The organism is Chloroflexus sp. MS-G (genome assembly GCF_000735195.1).
Lineage (GTDB): Bacteria > Chloroflexota > Chloroflexia > Chloroflexales > Chloroflexaceae > Chloroflexus.
Genome location: NZ_JPIM01000032.1, coordinates 21,943 through 40,135 on the forward strand (window position 1 = coordinate 21,943; position 18,193 = coordinate 40,135).

20 protein-coding genes are annotated in these 18,193 nt (G+C 54.7%); 13 read left to right on the forward strand and 7 right to left on the reverse strand.

All coding sequences use genetic code 11. The features are described 5' to 3' along the window. Positions 1-6 precede the first annotated feature (6 nt). The 3 genes from JE47_RS0107855 to JE47_RS0107865 all read right to left on the reverse strand — a co-directional run bounded on the left by JE47_RS0107855 (position 7) and on the right by JE47_RS0107865 (position 3,331). The gene (locus tag JE47_RS0107855; protein WP_081910002.1) at positions 7-1,167 is read right to left on the reverse strand and encodes an MFS transporter; all 1,161 of its coding nucleotides are present in this window, start codon (positions 1,165-1,167) and stop codon (positions 7-9) included. After that, complete coding sequence (locus JE47_RS0107860; protein ID WP_031459228.1) at positions 1,164-2,444, reverse strand: glycosyltransferase; 1,281 nt, start codon at positions 2,442-2,444, stop codon at positions 1,164-1,166. Before JE47_RS0107860 ends, JE47_RS0107855 begins: the two co-directional genes overlap by 4 nt. 179 nt (positions 2,445-2,623) lie before the next feature. After that, a complete protein-coding gene (locus JE47_RS0107865) occupies positions 2,624-3,331 on the reverse strand; it encodes a glycosyltransferase family 2 protein (protein ID WP_031459229.1) in 708 nt (235 codons plus the stop codon). Between the two features lie 900 nt (positions 3,332-4,231). On the opposite strand from JE47_RS0107865, the gene dhaL reads away from it, so the two are divergent. From dhaL to JE47_RS0107910, 9 genes are all read left to right on the forward strand, one after another. Beyond that, the gene (gene dhaL / locus JE47_RS0107870; protein ID WP_031459230.1) at positions 4,232-4,879 is read left to right on the forward strand and encodes a dihydroxyacetone kinase subunit DhaL; all 648 of its coding nucleotides are present in this window, start codon (positions 4,232-4,234) and stop codon (positions 4,877-4,879) included. Then, complete coding sequence (gene dhaM / locus JE47_RS0107875) at positions 4,876-5,268, forward strand: dihydroxyacetone kinase phosphoryl donor subunit DhaM (protein WP_031459231.1); 393 nt, start codon at positions 4,876-4,878, stop codon at positions 5,266-5,268. Before dhaL ends, dhaM begins: the two co-directional genes overlap by 4 nt. A gap of 4 nt (positions 5,269-5,272) precedes the next feature. After that, entirely contained in the window at positions 5,273-5,545 is a 273-nt protein-coding gene (locus JE47_RS0107880) for an HPr family phosphocarrier protein (RefSeq protein ID WP_012660651.1), read from the forward strand. A 14-nt stretch (positions 5,546-5,559) separates the two neighbouring features. After that, positions 5,560-7,230 (forward strand): phosphoenolpyruvate--protein phosphotransferase, encoded by a 1,671-nt coding sequence (gene ptsP, locus JE47_RS0107885; RefSeq protein WP_031459232.1) that lies wholly within the window; start codon positions 5,560-5,562, stop codon positions 7,228-7,230. Between the two features lie 207 nt (positions 7,231-7,437). Next, positions 7,438-7,764, forward strand: coding sequence for a cupin domain-containing protein (locus JE47_RS0107890; protein ID WP_031459233.1), 327 nt, complete (start codon positions 7,438-7,440; stop codon positions 7,762-7,764). A gap of 416 nt (positions 7,765-8,180) precedes the next feature. Next, entirely contained in the window at positions 8,181-8,918 is a 738-nt protein-coding gene (locus JE47_RS0107895; protein WP_031459234.1) for a class I SAM-dependent methyltransferase, read from the forward strand. A gap of 27 nt (positions 8,919-8,945) precedes the next feature. Then, positions 8,946-9,557, forward strand: coding sequence for a class I SAM-dependent methyltransferase (locus JE47_RS0107900; RefSeq protein ID WP_031459235.1), 612 nt, complete (start codon positions 8,946-8,948; stop codon positions 9,555-9,557). Continuing rightward, complete coding sequence (locus JE47_RS0107905; protein WP_031459236.1) at positions 9,554-9,973, forward strand: EamA family transporter; 420 nt, start codon at positions 9,554-9,556, stop codon at positions 9,971-9,973. Before JE47_RS0107900 ends, JE47_RS0107905 begins: the two co-directional genes overlap by 4 nt. Before the next feature lie 73 nt (positions 9,974-10,046). Continuing rightward, positions 10,047-11,945: a hypothetical protein gene (locus tag JE47_RS0107910; protein ID WP_236631169.1), complete on the forward strand. Its 1,899-nt coding sequence runs from the start codon at positions 10,047-10,049 to the stop codon at positions 11,943-11,945. A gap of 217 nt (positions 11,946-12,162) precedes the next feature. Here JE47_RS0107910 and JE47_RS0107915 read toward each other — a convergent pair whose 3' ends face one another. Then, positions 12,163-12,564: a CBS domain-containing protein gene (locus tag JE47_RS0107915; RefSeq protein WP_028457920.1), complete on the reverse strand. Its 402-nt coding sequence runs from the start codon at positions 12,562-12,564 to the stop codon at positions 12,163-12,165. Positions 12,565-12,790: 226 nt separating this feature from the next. Between JE47_RS0107915 and JE47_RS0107920 the strand changes: the two genes are divergently transcribed. The 4 genes from JE47_RS0107920 to JE47_RS0107935 are packed head-to-tail and all read left to right on the forward strand — an operon-like array spanning position 12,791 to position 15,677. After that, the gene (locus tag JE47_RS0107920) at positions 12,791-13,459 is read left to right on the forward strand and encodes a phosphatidylserine decarboxylase (RefSeq protein WP_031459238.1); all 669 of its coding nucleotides are present in this window, start codon (positions 12,791-12,793) and stop codon (positions 13,457-13,459) included. A 7-nt stretch (positions 13,460-13,466) separates the two neighbouring features. Further along, positions 13,467-14,315, forward strand: a complete 849-nt coding sequence (locus tag JE47_RS0107925) for a RibD family protein (protein WP_031459239.1) — start codon at positions 13,467-13,469, stop codon at positions 14,313-14,315. 36 nt (positions 14,316-14,351) lie between these two features. After that, entirely contained in the window at positions 14,352-14,960 is a 609-nt protein-coding gene (locus tag JE47_RS0107930; RefSeq protein ID WP_031459240.1) for a sigma-70 family RNA polymerase sigma factor, read from the forward strand. 30 nt (positions 14,961-14,990) lie between these two features. After that, the gene (locus JE47_RS0107935; protein ID WP_031459241.1) at positions 14,991-15,677 is read left to right on the forward strand and encodes an anti-sigma factor family protein; all 687 of its coding nucleotides are present in this window, start codon (positions 14,991-14,993) and stop codon (positions 15,675-15,677) included. A gap of 97 nt (positions 15,678-15,774) precedes the next feature. Here the strand turns inward: JE47_RS0107935 and tsaD are convergent, their stop codons facing one another. Genes tsaD through JE47_RS0107950 form a run of 3 tightly spaced genes read right to left on the reverse strand, consistent with a single transcriptional unit; the run spans position 15,775 to position 18,166 of the window. Beyond that, on the reverse strand, positions 15,775-16,830 hold the full coding sequence (tsaD, locus tag JE47_RS0107940) for a tRNA (adenosine(37)-N6)-threonylcarbamoyltransferase complex transferase subunit TsaD (protein WP_031459242.1): 1,056 nt from the start codon (positions 16,828-16,830) through the stop codon (positions 15,775-15,777). A gap of 14 nt (positions 16,831-16,844) precedes the next feature. Then, on the reverse strand, positions 16,845-17,585 hold the full coding sequence (locus JE47_RS0107945) for a YggS family pyridoxal phosphate-dependent enzyme (RefSeq protein WP_031459243.1): 741 nt from the start codon (positions 17,583-17,585) through the stop codon (positions 16,845-16,847). Then, complete coding sequence (locus JE47_RS0107950; protein WP_031459244.1) at positions 17,582-18,166, reverse strand: hypothetical protein; 585 nt, start codon at positions 18,164-18,166, stop codon at positions 17,582-17,584. The genes JE47_RS0107945 and JE47_RS0107950 overlap by 4 nt, the downstream gene beginning before the upstream one ends. Between the last annotated feature and the right edge of the window lie 27 nt (positions 18,167-18,193).

Consider the following 18,193-nt stretch of genomic DNA (forward strand, 5'->3'; position numbering starts at 1 on the left):
TGTCTGCTATCCCACTGACATCTCAGCAACCGCTGGGTCGCGCTTCATCCCATAGCGGGCAACCAACAGCAGTAACAGCATACATCCAGCATCTACCACCACCATTATGGCCCCACTCACCGGACCAAACCATCCGATTAATTGACCAAACAATGCCGGAAGAAACAGACCCCCGCCGGTGCCAATAGTTAAGGCCACACTCAGGGCTGCTGGGCTACGTCCGGCAGCCTGCGTAATCAAGAGAATAGTTGTAGGAAAGATCGGACCACACGATAACCCCATGAATGCCACTGCTGCTAGTGCCAAACTGGCCTCGGTTGTACCTATCACCAACAAGAGACCGCCAAGAGCAAGCCCGCTAATGCACAGTAACAACAGGTGAATTGGCCCTAACCGATCACCCCAAAAGACCGCTGCCATTCGACCGACAGTCAACATACCCCAGAAGAGACTGCTCCCCAGTGCGGCAAGCGGGGCGATCATACCAACCCCTCGTTCGAGGATCAATGCAATCCAGCCACCGATCCCGATCTCGGTACCGATGTAGGTAAACATCAGAATGCCCAACGTGACGGCTGCCAACCAGCGCGGAGCCCCCGACATCTGCGCTGACGGTGCCTGTGTCGGTTCTTGCAGGCGCGATGCCGGCCAGACCAACCCTAGCATCAGCACTGCCCCCATCCAGATCGCAGCCTGTGGTTGATCAATCACGGCCAGCATCAATGCAACGAGGAGTGGTCCACCGATTGAGCCGACACTAAAGAACAGATTAAGCGCATTCAGAGCGCCAGCGGCACCGTGATACAGACGCGCAATCAGGAGATTGCCACCGGCCAACATCCCGCCATAGCCAAAGCCAGCCATACCGGCACCGATCAACATCCCGGCCAGCAGTGGGCTAAGCCCAAGTGCCAGCATACCGGCTCCCATACATGCTGAGCCGGCTGCAATTACAGTACGCAAACCCCAGCGCTGAATGGCAGCGCCGACACCTACTGATGCTAACACACCACCCAGCGAAAATGCGGTAAAAATGGCACCCAGATCGGTTACTTCATGACCTGCTTGCCTGGCGAGAGCGGGCAGACTCGGCCCGATGGCTGACAGCATCCAGCCCACACCCAGATACAGTGTGCCAACAATCAATAATGCCAGTGAAGGTTTCACGATACACGCACCAATCGTCGTGCCGACCAGAATGCCGCATTCGCTGTCGTTACATCTTCGTAGAGTGCAATGATCCGTCGGGCAATGGTCGGCCAGCTATATTCGGCTGCACGCTGTACCGCTGCCGAACGCAGGCGGGCAGCCAAGTCTTCGTCGGTCAGAACTCGTTCGATGTGTGCGGCCAGCGCAGCGTCGTTATCAGGTGGAAAGAGCAATCCGCTCCGTCGGTCTTCAATGGTCAGTGCCAGACCACCCACATTAGAAGCTACCACCACTGCACCACATGCCAAAGCTTCGAGCGCGGCTAGTCCAAATGATTCATAGTGTGACGGTGCGGCCACCACATCAGCAGCGACATAGTAGAGCGGTAACCGTTCTTGCGGTTGTGTGCCGACAAACTGTACCTGGGCCTGTACGCCGAGCGTCCGTCGTAGCTGATCAAGCCGACGCTGTTCACTATTCCATTGTGCAGGTTGCGTTTCGTCCTCGCCGCCCACCAAAACCACCTGTAATCGATCGCGCCATTCAGGATGGTGGTCAATGAGACGTGCCGCTGCCCGGATCAAGGCGTCCATACCTTTCAGCGGTTCCATGCGACCGACACAGACCAGCACGATCGCGTCATCTGCGATACTGAGTGCTGTGCGGGCAGCGTTGCGATCACCTGGTTGAAACCGTTGGAGATCAACTCCGCACGGAATAACCCGGATCCGTCCAGGATCAGCACCATAGTGCCAGACCATCTGGGCACGGTCAAGGGGTGTCGCGGCCACCACTGCATCTACTTCGTGCAGCAGCCGACGTTCAATTGCAATGCGGTGACTCGTCTCGACCTCCTCTGCTGAACGGGCAACACTATTTTTCATTGCACCGAGGGTGTGAAACATATGTACGACCGGCGCCTGCCACACCCGCCGCAAGGCCAGGGCAGCTTTACCCGACAACCAGTAATGGCTGTGGATAAGATCGTAACTCACATCTTCACCATCGGCAAAACAGCGCACCCGACTCACGAATTCGGGCAAATAGGTCAGAAGCTGATACTTATCGTAAGGCGCTGTCGGGCCAGCATGCAGATTGATCAGACGAACACCACGACTTAACGGAACAATGGTGGGCGCATCACGTTCTTGACTACGGGTAAAAATGTCAACCAGTATCCCGCGTTGCCCTAATTCACGGGCCAACTCACGCACATAGACATTCATTCCACCAGCTTCTTTACTTCCTAACCGGGCCAGTGGACTACTATGGACACTCAACATTGCGACGCGCATGGATGCCTCGTAGCGAACGAAAGGCGAGCGTATCGGTTCCCCGTTCACTCGCCTCTCAGCGAAATAGGTAGCAGGTACACAACCCGCCTTTCTTGAGTGTTGTATCACAAATTACTTGATTGCACAAGTATAGGTGACCTGCGGTTACCTCTGTGTGGGGGATTGCTTTTCACTCCTGTTCACCACCAGAATCGATACTTGAAGAGGGCAAAGATGGCGTAGATGCCTTGAATTGGTTTCATTTTCTTCCCCTCTTCATACGTGCGGCCAAGATAACTTACCGGCACTTCGTAAATCCGTTGACCGCGCCGTAATACCTTTGCGGCGATTTCTGGTTCGATCCGAAAATCGTTACTTTCAAGCTGCAAATCGCGCAGAATGTCAGTTCGTACCACTTTATAGCACGTCTCCATGTCTGAGATCCAGCAATTGAACAAAAAGTTGGTCAGGAATGTCAGAAACTTATTTCCAACGGCGTTCCAGAAATACATACCGGTATGTCGGCCGAGAAACCGGCTACCGAATACCACGTTCACCCGTCCTTCGACGATAGGTTTCACCAACTCATAATAATCCTGCGGATCATATTCCAGATCAGCATCTTGCACAATCGTAATTTCGCCACGGGCGTGAGCCAAACCACTGCGCACGGCTGCGCCTTTCCCCCGATTGTGCGGGTGCCGAATCACCGTGAGATGTGGACGAGAGCTGGACAGTTCAGCCAATACCCGCGGTGTCTCATCAGTTGAGTGATCATCGACAATGATGATTTCTTTATCGAGATCAACTGCTTCAACCTTGTTGAGAATGATGGGCAACGTTGCCGCTTCGTTGTAGCAGGGTATGATAACCGAGAGCAGTGGGCGTTTTAATGATTCATCGTTCATATGTTTGTCTAGTTCGAGGTGTCAATATCCGTTCGGGTACCGGGAAAACCGTTCAGCTCACGATTACTGGGCGTCTCCTATATGTATGCAAAGGGCAAATGTGACCAAATGCCATTATAGCATCAATGTATCGTCTCCTAGATGGGTGAACGATGTGCGTGGCGTCCATGATCCAGCCACCTTCCGCGCCTGCGAGAGCTACCGGAAGAGAAATGCAGACAGCGAGACATGAAAAGGGTGCTGTCTGGCGTACTCGCGAGTGTACACTGGGAGGCATCGGTCGCAACGGCATCCGTTGCATCGCTATCCACCGAGATGACGACCACGGGATGCGTCTGATTGATGGCGCGCTGCGGGGTGAGTAGCGTGAGCACGGTCGCTGCGCCGCCTCGCCCTTTTCCTCCGTCTTGGACGTGACGATATATTCGGATAGGCTCTACGTGATTGCGTGAGTCGGAGGCCATCGACAGCGGATGCCTCCGTTTCGTCGGTGTATCTTCACTATTTTATTGAAGATGCTGAACACCTCTCTAATCGTTTGGACTACTAACGTCATCCTTCATCAAGATGCGCAGGGAGTTCCTGGAAATGCTCATCTAGACAAACGAATACAGCCGTATGGAAGATGGTGAACGGAGGGGAACTGCTCACGACATTCACATTTTGCTTAACATTGGGATGAGATGTTGCAGGATTGAAACAAAAATCGCCCATCAATGGCGTCGAGACCTCTTGATTTGGTGTCAGGGATGTTCTAGCATACATAAGAAATAGCTCGTCAACCAACAGCGTGCCGCGTAAGCCTGAAGTGTATCTGTGGTAAGATACACGTTATTCACCGCTATCTAAAGTACGCGGCAAAATTATCAGCACGCACTCTGAGTCCTGAGCGAGGCAACGATGCCAGTTACGGTAGAACACGTCACGCACTTCCTAACTGCGGCGGCGGCAATTATCCATGAGCACCGCGATGAGCTTACCGCACTTGACGCTGCTATTGGCGACGCCGACCATGGAGCAAATCTTGATCGCGGGTTTTCGGCTGTACTTAACCGTCTGCCAACGGTTGCTGACAAAGATATCGGTACAGTTCTTAAAACAACTGGAATGACCATTGTCTCGACAGTTGGTGGTGCATCGGGACCGCTGTACGGTACTGCTTTTGTGCGGGCTGGTATGGCACTCGCTGATCGCCACGAAATGAGCGATGAAGATGTTGTTCTCGCGCTAGAAGCGGCGTTGGAGGGGATTATCGCACGTGGCAAAGCTCAACGTGGCGAAAAGACCATGGTTGACGCACTGGCCCCTGCAATTGAAGCCCTGCGCACAGCTCTGGCGGAAGGTCGATCATTGGGGCGTGCTTTGCAGCAGGCTGCGGCGGCAGCCGAAGCTGGTGCTAAAGCTACTATTCCAATGCTGGCGATGAAGGGACGTGCATCGTACCTTGGTGAGCGCAGCATCGGTCATCAGGACCCTGGAGCAACCTCGACAGCGTACCTGCTGCGAGCGCTGGCGATGACGTGTAGCCGAAATGAGGAGGTGGCATGATAGGTCTCTTAATCGTCTCGCATAGCGCACGACTGGCAGAAGGCGTACAAGAATTTGTCGGTCAGATCAGCGGTGGTCAGATACCGATTATCGCTGCTGGTGGCGCCAGCGATGGTTCTCTTGGTACCAGTGTTGAACGTATTTTGGCCGGCCTGGAGCAATTGCGTTCCACCGATGGCATTCTGGCCCTCGTAGATTTGGGGAGCGCTGTGATGAGTGTGGAAACCGCCTTGGAGCAATTTTCTGGTCCACCGGTGCACATCAGTAATGCTCCACTGGTAGAAGGGGCTTATCTGGCTGCGATTGAAGCGTCAAGCAGTACCGCAACTCTTGAACATGTCGCTGCCGCAGCATTGCAGGCCCGTGAGTTGATCAAAGTGTATGAGTAACAGTATGACAGAAGTAATATTGACAGTGACAAATCCGGTTGGTCTGCATGCACGTCCGGCTAAGCTCTTTGTTGAAACCGTTCGTGCGTACAAGAGTACGGTGACTATTCAGAATCTGAGTCGACCGCAAACGAAAGAGTTACCAGTGACTGCGTTCAATTTGTTGCAGATTGGTGTTCGCCAGGGTCATCAAATTCGCTTGCGGGCTAGTGGTGAAGATGAGGCTGAAGTGATTGCCGCCCTCACCAAACTGGTTGAAGAGAACTTTGGCGAGTAGCACGTGGAGTATGTATGAGCATGGTACTTCGTGGGACAGGTGGCGCTTCCGGTTTGGCTTTGGGTCCTGCCCACCACTGGAAACGGGCAGTGACAGTTGCCGATCCGCCTGACGAATCGGTAGAAGCAGCTCTGGCTCGTTTCCACGCTGCTCAACATGCAGCAGCCCACCGGTTACGATCATTGGCTGAACGACAACGCGCTGCCGGTTTGCGTGAAGCTGACCTGTTTGATGCCCAGGCCATGCTGGTTGAAGATGAGACATTAACCGAGGGCGTGACTACGCTGGTTTTGGAAGGACAGCCATTAACATCGGCGATCCAGGCTGTGGTGGCGCAAATGCAGGCCGCGATTGCCAATCTCGATGACGACTACCTGCGCGAACGTGCTGCTGATATTGCCGCCGTTGGTGTGGAACTCCTGCGCGCACTCACCGGTGAACAGACTCCGCTGTTTATTCCGCCTGGTGCCATTGTGATTGCCGATGATTTGACACCGGCAGAAACGGTTGATCTGCCGCTGCATGTTGCCGGATTCGCTACTGCCGGTGGTGGCCCAACCAGTCATACCGTTATTCTTGCTCGCTCGCGCGGGGTACCTGCTGTCGTCGGAATCGGTGATGCGATCTTGCGCATCCCCGCCGGTGTGAATGTGCTGCTTGATGGCGACGCTGCCACTGTTATGATTGATCCCGATGAAGATGCTCTACAGGCCGCACAAGACCGTATGGCAGCGTTACAGGCAATACGTCGCCGTCAGATGGCGCTGCGCGACCAACCCGGACGATTGCGTGATGGCCGTCATATCGCTTTGTGGGCGAACATTGGTCGTCCGGCTGAAGCGCGACTGGCACGCGAATACGGCGCCGAAGGGATTGGCCTGTTTCGTACCGAGTTTCTCTTTCTTGATCGAGAGACCCCGCCCGATGAAGAAGAACAGTATGTGGCCTATCGTGCGGTTATAACCGAATTCCCTGATCGCCCAATTGTGATTCGGACACTCGATGTTGGTGGTGATAAACCGCTGCCGTATCTTCCTATAGCTGCCGAGGCTAACCCGTTTCTTGGCATTCGAGGTATACGTCTCTCGATGCAACGACCTGATCTTTTTCAGGTACAAGTGCGAGCACTACTCCGAGCTGCTTTTCACGGCGACATCTGGATTATGTTACCGATGATCGCGACACCCTCTGAACTGGCCTGGGCGCGTGCTCAGATGCTGGATGCCGCCGCAGCATTGGCTGCTGCCGGTATTGATCATCGGCCAGATCCGCCGCTCGGGATAATGATCGAAACACCGGCAGCAGTCGTTATGGCCGATCAACTCGCCCGTGAAGCCGCATTTTTCAGCATCGGCAGTAATGATCTGGCGCAGTATACTCTGGCAGTTGATCGCGGCCATCCTACGTTAACTACTCACTACCGGACTGATGATCCGGCAGTCTGGCGTATGATTGACTTGGCTGCTCGCGCCGCTCGCCAGGCTAGTATCCCGATCGGTATCTGTGGCGAACTCGGTGGTGAACCAGAAGCGGCTGTTGCGCTGGCAGGGCTGGGCCTTGATGAATTGAGTATGGCACCGGCACGTATTCCGGTCGTGAAAGAGCACCTGGCCCAAACCTCATGGGCCGAAGCTCAGGCTGCTGCCGCCCGCATGCTTGGGGAGAGTCAGCGTTCTTCGCAATGATGATGAGGAAACCGTAGAGGCGGGTGTCCAACCTGCCTCTCTTCCAGGCTTGCGAGGGCATCGCTCTTCGCAGCGTAGCACTGAAAACATCGAAAACTCCGACCGCATACTTTCACAATGCGCGACTTTAGATGTAGCTTCCAGTATAATATTTCGCAGACGTGCTCTTCCCGTAACAACAGACTCAGATGAAAGTCGAGAAAGAGTATGACCGATCGACCATGGATTGATCTGTTCCCCGGTGTTCAGCGTCGGCGGATCGCCTTGACCGAACGCATATACCAGATGGAAGTTCGTCTGGCGGCGGGGAGTCATGTGCCGTTACACAGCCATCCCGAAGATCAGGTGGCGTACATAGTGCGTGGTCGGTTACGTTTTCAGCTCGGTGACGAAATCATTGAAGCATCTGCGGGGAGTTCAGTCGCTATTCCAGGTGGTACTCCCCACGCGGTGTGGACTCTCGAGGACACGCTCGCTATTGATACCTTTAGCCCACCGCGAGCTGATTATCTGCGCATTGATGGTGATGTGTAGAGATGTTGCCGGGTATGCCAGAAACATCTCTTCTCTCGTCACACCCCTGTTGACGATGATCCCCGATCTGTGCGGTTTCCCTGGAGGTGCGGGCCGCAGGTTCACGTTGGGTAGTGGGAGAGGGGAAGGTATTGGCTGAAGCATCAGTATCTCCTACGCGGAAAGAGAAGCGAGCAGAATAGATTCATTTTCCCCTTCCTCTCCCCTGCTGAGGAAGGAAAGTAGCTGGTCGGGAAGGTGCGGGTCATCCTTTCCTCTTCGCGCTCTGTGCGCAGCGCTACTTTGAGCCGACCGATGCCTCTTGATGTATGGGCGCAGCGCCGCTGCGTACCTCCCTCCTGCGATGTTGCTGATTTGGACAGGCCTTAACAGACCACTTGCCAGTCTGCCCGCAATCTGGTATAGTCCGCCCGACTATGGAAAAGAATGAATACACAACAATGGCAGCCGTTGAGCTGCAACACTGGTGGTATGGCGGTATGCGCGCCATCAACGCCGCGCTGCTGAAGCGAGTCGTTGCTGATAGGCGTCATCTGCGCATTCTCGATGCTGGCTGTGGTACTGGCGGTGATGCGCTTTTTCTACAGCGCTACGGGACGGTCGTTGGGCTTGATATAGCAACCGAAGCGCTGGCATTCGCCAGACAACGGATTCCGGGCTATCTGGTGCGCGGTTCAGTTGTACAGTTACCGTTTGCTGATCAGAGTTTTGATCTCGTGACATCATTTGACGTACTATACCATCGTGCGGTGATTGATGAACAACAGGCGTTGGTTGAAGTGCGTCGTGTCTTACGTCACGATGGCTGGCTGCTGATCCGCCTGCCGGCATACGAATGGCTACGCTCGCAGCACGACCGGCAGGTGCATACTCGTCACCGTTACACCGCCGAAGAAGTGCGTCGTCTCCTTGAAACAAACGGCTTTGTCATCGAACATCTGACTTACGCCCTCACCATTCTCTTTCCGCTATCGGCGACGGTACGCTTGCTCGAACGGGTTCTGCCGACGAAGCAACATGATTCGGCGATGACATTACCTTCCAGGCCGATAAACGCTTTGTTGCGTCTACCGATGATGGCTGAAGCAGCGTATCTTGCCCGTGGTGGTCATTTGCCGTTTGGTCTGTCAGTAGTGTGTCTCGCCCGATTATAATTCTGCTTATCAGTGACGGGTTTGGTTATGTTTAATATTCTGCTGAATCAACTAAGCGCTACACCTGAACTCTGGAATCGATTACGCTGGCTGGTCGAAGCCGGTTTCACCGGTGAACATCTGGCGATTGCCCGTGAGTTAAGACCGTGGTATGGCGATCATCGCCGTTTTCTTGATGTTGGCTGTGGTACTGGCGAGTTTGCCGTGAATTTTCCGCCTCACCGTTATGTAGGGGTTGATCCGTCGCTTACCTATCTTCGGTTTGCCGTGCGACGACGCCCGGGAACCTACATTGCTGCCGGTGGTGAAGCTTTGCCCTTTGCCGATCGAACGTTTGATGCCGGTCTGATTTTGGGTGTCTTGCACCACTTGCCCGATGCCAAAGCGGGTGCGGTGATGCAAGAGGTCTATCGGGTTATGCGGCCGGGAGCAACGATTTTAGTGATGGAAGATACTCCCCCACCGCCCGGTCAGAATCCGCTCGGTCATGTGATGCACGCCCTTGATCGAGGTGGGTATATCCGTCACGATGCCGATTACCGGGTAATGTTTGAGCAGGGCTTCGATATTGCCCGCAATTATCACATGCGTTCGGGTATTTGCGATTACGCCGTGTATGTTTTACGCCGACGACCATGAAACCGTTATCCGTCTATTCACCCAAATTACGCCCTATGTTGCTGGTTTTATCCCTCTTACTCACTGCCAGTGCGCTGACCGTTACCGGTGAAGTTTTATTGAAAATCGGTATCAATCACGTTACAACCCATGTGGGCGCTTTTACCCTCGATCCAAAGGTGCTGTGGGCTACTTTTACCGACTGGCGCGTCATTCTCGGGTTTGCGCTGGTCTTTGGAGGAGCTATCTTTTGGTTGGGGGTTATTTCGCGCGTCGATCTCTCGTTTGCCTATCCGCTCCTGGCCCTCAACTATGTGATCATTCTGATCCCCTCACGGATTCTGCTAAACGAATCGATCTCGCTCATGCGCCTGATCGGGGCGTTGATCATCGTTATCGGCGTGATTGTGATTACGTGGGGCAGCGGTAAATCGTAAGGTTATGCCAGCGCATGCCGTTTCTCTGGCAAATAGCTTGTGCCGTCAACTGCCAACGTTGGCGGTGTCAGTCATGCTGATATGGCTGGGTTGTGCGCTGGCGTATCAGGTGCCATTCTCCCTCCATCTGGCTGTGGGTGGCGATCCGCATACCTATCGCCGTGAAGACGATGCCCCGTTTTTACAGATGGTACATGCCGCTGAACCGGCATCGCCGATGGTTTCTGAGTGGTGGCAATTGCCCGGTGCCGATGATCCGTATCGCTGGACACAGCCAGAAAGTGTGTTGTACCTGCCCGGCATTGGTGGCGGTCGTTGGTTGGTGGCAGTGCGTGCACAGGGAGGGCGTCCTGATGGTGGTACGACGGTAACCGAATGGCAGTTCGGCCATCAACCGCCGATAACCATTGCCTTACCGGCTGCGCCGGCTCGTCGTTATACCCTGCTGGTTCCTGCCGATGGAACGGTGCATGTGCGCTTTCGGAGCGAACCGTTGCAAGCCGAAGGCGATCCACGGCTGCTGGGATTTGTCTTGCGTGACGTGCAGGTCTCCTCGACGTTCGATCTGCGTTCTCCTGATTGGGGCCAACTGGGCTGGATCGGGGTGACAATTGTGGCCCTGTGGCTGTGGGGCCAAAGTGTTGCCTTGCCCACACGATGGATAATTGGCCTGATTAGCATGGGGAGTGGTGTAGCTCTTGCTGCCCTGATTGTGGCACGTCTCGCCGTAACGCTGCTTATGCCGTTTCTAGCTGGAATGACCTTGGTAGCGGCTATCGTCAGTATCGGGTTGGTACTGCGCTGGCCGCAACACCTGGTCTGGTGGCAAGCAATGGCGCTGACCAAGCTGGCATTGATTGTGCGATTGGCCGGTTTGCTCCATCCACACGCCATCAGCAGTGATGTCGGGTTTCATGCCAACAATCTCTTGCGGCTCGGTTTGGGACAAGTCTTGCTTACCGCCGGTTTGCCTGCCGATTCTGGTGGTGGAATGGCACCGTATCCAGCCGGTTTTTACCTTGTTGTCTTACCATTTCAGCTCTTACTCAGTGATGATTTCGCGACCCGTCGTCTACTAGTTACGGTAATGGCGGCTGCGCTTGATAGTCTCTTTTGTCTGGCAATCTGGTGGTGGGTCAAACAGGCTGGTTTCAGTACACGGGCAGCGCTCCTGAGTGCTGCTTGCTACATTGGCTCAACCCAGGCCCTCGAAGCATTATCCATAGGCGAACTGGCGAATGTCGGTGGTCAGGCTCTCATACTACCAGCTCTGATAGGTTTGAGTCTCGGTGCAACCGGTCGGCAGAGCAGTTGGTTGTCCATATTCGTTATGGTGCTTGCGATTGCGGCTGGCTTGCTGGCCCATTCTGGAGTGACGCTGGGATTTGGGTTGCTGATTGCCTGGGCGTGGATTCTGGCGTGGCGACAGCCATCAGTACTGACCAGCCCGCGGCGGTTGTTGCTTGCTGGCGGTGGTGGATTGATCTTCGTGCTGATCGTTGTTTATACTGCGCCACCCTATCTCGAGTTGATCGGTCAGCGTGGAGAACAGGGTGTAGCGGGTGGTCAATCGCCAGGCCAGATTCTGTTTGATACGTTACTAGCGCTCGCGGGCTTGCAACCGCCACAACGACGCAGCCTGCCTATTCCGTTTGCACTACTGCCCGCAACGCTGTGTGGGGTATGGCTGATCTGGCGTACATCGCGAACCGATACCGCTGGTTTGCGCTGGTTACTTGGGATGTGGTGGGGGGGTGCCTTGAGCGGGCTAGCTCTGCTCCTGGTAGCTGATCAGGGCTTACGTTGGGCACTATTTCTCTACCCGGCACTCTGCATTCCGGTCGGTGTTGTGTTCGATCATCTTGCCACTCGTTCCACCTGGCAACGTTGGCTCGCGATAAGTTGGTTGGCCCTTATCCTTGGTCAGTCCATGAGTTTGTGGATCGGCCAAATCCGCGACTACTTACACTGATGTCTGGATGACGAACAAGAGGTTTCCAGCGCTGCTATTCAGATGCATGGACACCCATCGTTTGTAGCGAGATCAATGAACATAGCAGGGCGGATGCAAGGTCCGCCCTGTGCACGCATCATAGTCAATCGATAACGGGAGACTTTGCCTCAATCAGATCAAAACCCGATGAAAGATATGCGTCCCGATCAAACAAGGGTATACGCTGGTCGCTATCCTACTCATTAGCAATATCACGTACCACGTCTGTTACTGACAGCACACCAATTGGCCGCAACCCCTTCTCACCAGGCTCAACGACTACAACCCGATGGATACGACGTTCCATCATCAACCGGCTGGCATGTTGCAGAGTATCCTGCGGTGTGACCGATACAACGTCGGTGACCATAATGTGACCGGCTGTTAATCCACGCCAGTGTTTCCAGTACTGCTCGTAAAGCCGTGCATTGACCAGGTCAGTACGGGAAACTAATCCAACCATGTATCCATCATCATCAACGACCACTAATGCACTCACATCTTGTTCTGACATCTGACGGGCAACATCCTGAATTGGGGTTTCACGCTTGCACGTGAGCACGCCGACGTGCATCACTTCACCAACTGTTCGCTCCATGACTCCTCCCTTCCTCGATGTGCAAAGTTTCAACTATTGATAGTTGTTTTAGTGTAATCAATCTAACACGGTGCGTCAATATCAGTTTTGGTCACTCTTGGTGTATTTTGTATCATAGCAACTGCGGTCACAATGAATGCAGTATCGGTTTGCACAGGGCACTTATTCATGCTAGAATCGTAGTACCTTCGATCAGCAGCGAATTGCTACCTTGTCGAGTGAATATATGTCTGAACCGACGACCAATCAACGTCAGCCGGCAATACCCGGTCTTGAAGTGGAAGCAACTGCCGTTGTAGGGATTGGCCTGGGCTTAACCGGGCTTGCCCTTGGCTTACGACCACGATTGGCGCCGGTAGCATTGGCTCTCACAGCACTGACTGCTGCTCTCTTTCGTAACCCGCGCCGTGTTCCTCCCGACGAACCGCGTACCATCTTCGCAGTCGCCGATGGTCAGGTGCAGGGCGTGCGCGAAGTGTACGAGCACCGCTTCGTCCATAGCGACTGTTTGCGTCTGACCACAGTCGTGAGTCCGCTTGACGTACCGATTTGCCGCGCACCGGTTGCGGGTCATGTGGTGTACCTTGAACAACTGATGGGTGATCATCGTCCGTTACGTGATCCGCATGCCCCTGAACGTAATCAGCGTCTGTACATCGGTCTCGAGACGGTGTGGGGACCGATTCTTCTCGCCATTATTGCTTCACCTTTAGGCCGCTGGCTGCGTTGTGAAACAACCCAGGGTGCGATGCTCAACGCTGGTGCACGTATTGCCAGTATTCGTTTTGGCGGCCAGGTCGATCTCTACATTCAGCGCGATGTTCTTGAGCCACTTGTGGCGCCTGGTGCGCGAACGTTAGCCGGTCGTAGTCGGTTGGGTACGGTGGTGGTCTGATCCTGACATGATCGCTCCCTTCACGCTCTTATTTGAAGAAGAGATGAACTCTGGAGCCGGCTTACCGGCTGAACTCCGCTCGATCTACAACGGTGACTGGCGTCTACCCGCTATCCCGACGCATCGCCCCGCAGTCTGGACGAACTTCGTGGTTTCGCACGATGGTCGGATTGCTTTCAATCAGCCTGGTTGGAATGGTGGGAATGCGATTAGTCGGCACAATCAGAATGATCACTGGCTTATGGAGCTGGTACGGGCCCGCGCCGATGCGATCCTGGTGGGCAATAGTACGCTGCGGGTTGCCCGGCGCCATCATTGGGCGCCGGGTGAAGTTTTCGCCTCACCGTCGTTCGCTGCGCTGCGTGCGGCTGAAGGGCGTCCTGCAATACCGGCACTGGTGATCCTCTCGGCCAGTGGTGAGTTGCCGCCTGCTGCTGCGCTGGATACGCCACGATCCCTCTTTTTGATCACCACTGCCCATGGTGCTGAGCGCGCTCGTGCACGCTATCCACAACTTGTCCCGCTAATCGGTACTGACGGTCAAATCGATCTCGCGTCTGCACTGAGGATCCTCCGCCAGCAATACAGTGTTCAGACATTGCTGAGTGAGGGTGGTGGGCGAACGTATGGCGCATTGCTGGGCGATCACCTGATCGATGAAGTCTTCCTCACGATCAGCCCAATTATTGTCGGGAATCCGGCGCCACCGCAGGCGTCACGTCCTGGTCTGGTCGAAGGGATTGCGTTCGCACCGCATCATCCGCCTCGTCTGCACCTGATCAGCTTGCGGCGAGTGACAGATTTTCTCTTTCAACGTGCCCGCATCGTTCCTGCTACTGGCGCAGAAACTGTATAATGTTTCCCAGGCCGGCCAAGAGAGACGGGCGATGGTATGGTGAATGAAGAGCAGCGACTGATCAGTGCAGCCCAGGCAGGAGATCTCGATTCGTTTAACCAGATCGTTCGGCTATACGAAACGCGGGTTTACAACCTCTGTTATCGGATGCTCGGCGATCCTGATGCCGCCGCTGATGCAACCCAGGATACATTTATCGCCGCTTTTCGTAGTTTAGCGAGCTTTCGGGGTGGTGTGCTGAAGTCGTGGCTCCTACGTATTGCCACCAATGCCTGCTACGATGTCCTACGCACGCGGAAGCGACGTCCATCAGTGTCGCTCGACATAATGGATCATGAAGAGGAGGGGCGTCGATCTGAACTGCCCGACCAGGGGGCAACGCTCGATGAAATGGTACTGCAACATGAACTAAGTGCTGCAATTCAACGTGGTCTGGCCGAATTACCAGAAGATCAGCGCATTGTCCTTATCCTTAGCGATATTCAAGGATTGGCCTACGAAGAAATTGCGCAAATTACCGGCATCCAGTTAGGAACAGTCAAATCGCGTTTGAGTCGGGCACGGGCCAAATTGCGCGATATTCTCCGCGCAGGGGAACTGTTACCGTTAAAATATCGTCTAGATGATGAGTCAAAGACATCGTGAAACACGCCAGATGGTCGTGCGAGTACGCAGATGATCCATTCGTCTTCTTCACCAACTGAATTACCTGAGCGTGACCGCGAGTTGCTCTCGGCGTATATCGATAATGAGCTGTCGCCAGACGAGCGTACTGCACTTGAACAGCGATTAGCAGTTGATCCGTTGTTGCGTCGTGAATTAGCCGAGCTGCGTGCAGTGCGCGACATCCTCCGTGAACAGCCATGGGTAACACCACCGCGCTCGTTTACACTCACACCTGAGATGGTTGGTGTGCGTCCTCGTCGCTTTGCGTTCTCGCGTTGGTGGCAGCCGTTCGGTGCGCTAGGCGCGCTGGTTCTGGTGATGTTGATCGGTTGGCAATTGCTCAATCTCAACCGTATGCCACTCCAGACGGCGGCGCCTGTGGCTGCAACGGCTGTTCCTGAAAACGTACCGGCACTCGCTGCCCAACCAGAGGCTCTTGCTCGACAGGAGCCAACTTCCGAACCGGAGATAAGTGCAATGGCCGAACAAGTGTCACCAGCAGCAGGGATCGCTGCGATCCAATCGGAGCCAACGAATGGCGCTGCTCGTGAACCTGCCGATGGCGGGCATGCCGGGTTGCCCGCTTCGCCCCAGCCAGCCCGCCCCAATCCGCCCCCGTTGCTAGTGGTTGTTGGTTTGGCCATCATTCTGTTCATCCTTGCCGGTATCTGGTTTTTGCGTCGGCGGGCAGAATAGATTCTTTGTTGAACCTGTAGTCGTTGAGTTGAGCCGATTCTGGTCAAACAATACCTCAGCCGAGGTGCAATGTGTTCAACCAACGCACGTTTGGTGTTCAGAGTGGCAAATTAGCCGTAACATCGACATCCCAGCCGTGCTGCACACCAGCATGAAAACGATAAAAGGCAGCCGCCGCTACCATAGCTGCGTTGTCGGTACAAAGGTCAAGTGCTGGCAAATGAACCGGCACATGGGCCCGTCGGATCAGCTCTTCGCGCAGACGGCGGTTGGCGGCGACACCGCCGGCCAACAGAATGGCCTGAGCTTTGTAACGCCGTGCGGCATCAACTGTCTTGGTGACCAGCACATCTACGACCGACTCTTGAAAAGCGTAAGCCATCTGAGCAACAAACGGTGCATCGAGTTGGGAAGGCTCCGCGACACCCTTACGCCCACTCAAACGAGAGATTTGCGCTAACCGATCCTGCACTCGATGCAAGACAGCCGTTTTCAGTCCGCTAAATGAGAAATCGTAACTGTCACGGAGCCAGGCTCGTGGTAGTACACCGCCAGGAGTAGCCTGCGCTGCCGCAGCCTGAATTGCCGGTCCACCTGGATAACCGAGTCCCAAAATGCGGGCTACCTTATCGAAGGCTTCACCGGCCGCATCATCGCGTGTCTGACCGAGCAGTTCGTACTGACCATGGTCACGCAGCAAGGCCAGCAACGTGTGTCCACCACTCACTAGCAAAGCGACAAGCGGAAACGGTGGTGGTGGCGTATCTCCTAACCAGCCGGCGTATAGGTGGGCTTCGAGATGATTAACCGCCACAAAAGGCAGACCGCGCTGCCAAGCCATTGCCTTAGCCGCATTAAGACCGGTAAGGAGCGCACCACTCAGACCCGGCCCGTGGGTTGCAGCTACGGCGTGCACATCAGCCCAGCCGTTGGGAAGAGCAGCGAGTGCTGCTCGCACCACCGGCACGAGACTAAGAATATGTTGGCGTGATGCGATCTCTGGCACGACCCCACCGTAACGCTCGTGAGTTGCCATCTGAGAAGCAACAATGTTGCTGATGACCGTCCGTCCACCACGAACAACGGCAGCGGCTGTCTCATCGCACGATGTTTCAAGAGCCAGAATCGTAAAATCGGCAGGAAGTTGACTCATTGCACAGTACCTTCTTATCCCTGGTCATAATGGCGCTCGCCGAAAATGGCCCGTCCGATCCGCACCATTGTCGCCCCTTCAGCAATCGCTGCGGTCAGATCATCACTCATCCCCATCGACAGTTCGCGCCAATCGGTGTTTGGATAGCGGCGGGCCAGATCGTCACGTAGCTCACGGAGTGCTGCAAAGTAGGGCCGTGCCTGATCGGGATGATCGACGATTGGCGCAATGGTCATCAGTCCACGCACTTCAAGCGCAGGCAGTTGCAAGATCGCCTCTACGTCGTGCAAAAATACCCGGTATGCTGGCTCGTTGTTGATCCCGCCGGTCAACGCGAACCCCTCTTTGCTCGTCTCACCACTGACATTCACTTGCAACAAAATCGGCAGCCGACGGTCGCGTTCACGCGCATAACGATCAAGCGTTTCGGCCAGTCGTAAGCTGTCAACTGAATGGATCAGATCGAAAAGTTCCACTGCAAGGCGCGCCTTATTGCGCTGGAGATGGCCAATCAGGTGCCAGCGTGGACGCGGGTGAAGATGGTGTAATGCGGCAATCTTTCGCTGCGCCTCCTGAACCCGATTCTCGCCAAAATCGCTGATACCCGCAGATGCTGCCTCAGCGATCACTTCTGGCGGATGGGTCTTACTAACCGCGATCAGTTGTATCTCGTGTACCTGACGACCCGCAGCGGCTGCCGCAGTAGCAATTTGGGCCTGTACCAATGCCAGACGTTCACGTAGCGTTTCGCTCATGGTTGCGTTTCCTGAATATCAATCAGCAGGCGTTGCTCGATTGGCGGATCAGGCGGGAGGTGCGTGATGAGTAAAAGCCCCCGTCCGTTCGGTAACGGTACACTCAGTTCAAGCGGTGTTGATCCACCAGGTGGTAGGTTGGCAATTGTTGTTCCCGGCGCTCGATAGCTCTCGCCACTACTGTCACGCAGTTCAAAAGCGCTAATCGGGACTGATAATTCAGTATTAGTAAGATTCGTAACCGTTCCCCTTATCCGTATTCCATTTGCGGTTGGTTCCAGCGCATCAATAATAACTCGTAGCCGTTGACTACTACCAACAGGATCAATCGGCTGTGAACGATTCCCGGCGCCGATCTGTCGCCAAAGGTTACGAGCCATTTCTTGTATCTCTGGTGACAGATTCTGTACTTCCAACTGCGGTAACGCAGGGAGTGGTAGTATTGGGGTTGGCTGACGCGCAAACTGATCGCTGAGAGCAACGGTACGAGTTTGTTGCATAAAGATACTGATCCCGATCAAAACAAATGCCCCCAATAAGCCGATCATCCAGAATGGTATGGGTGGTGCATCATCGTGCATACAATTTTATCCCTCATTTATCTCAAG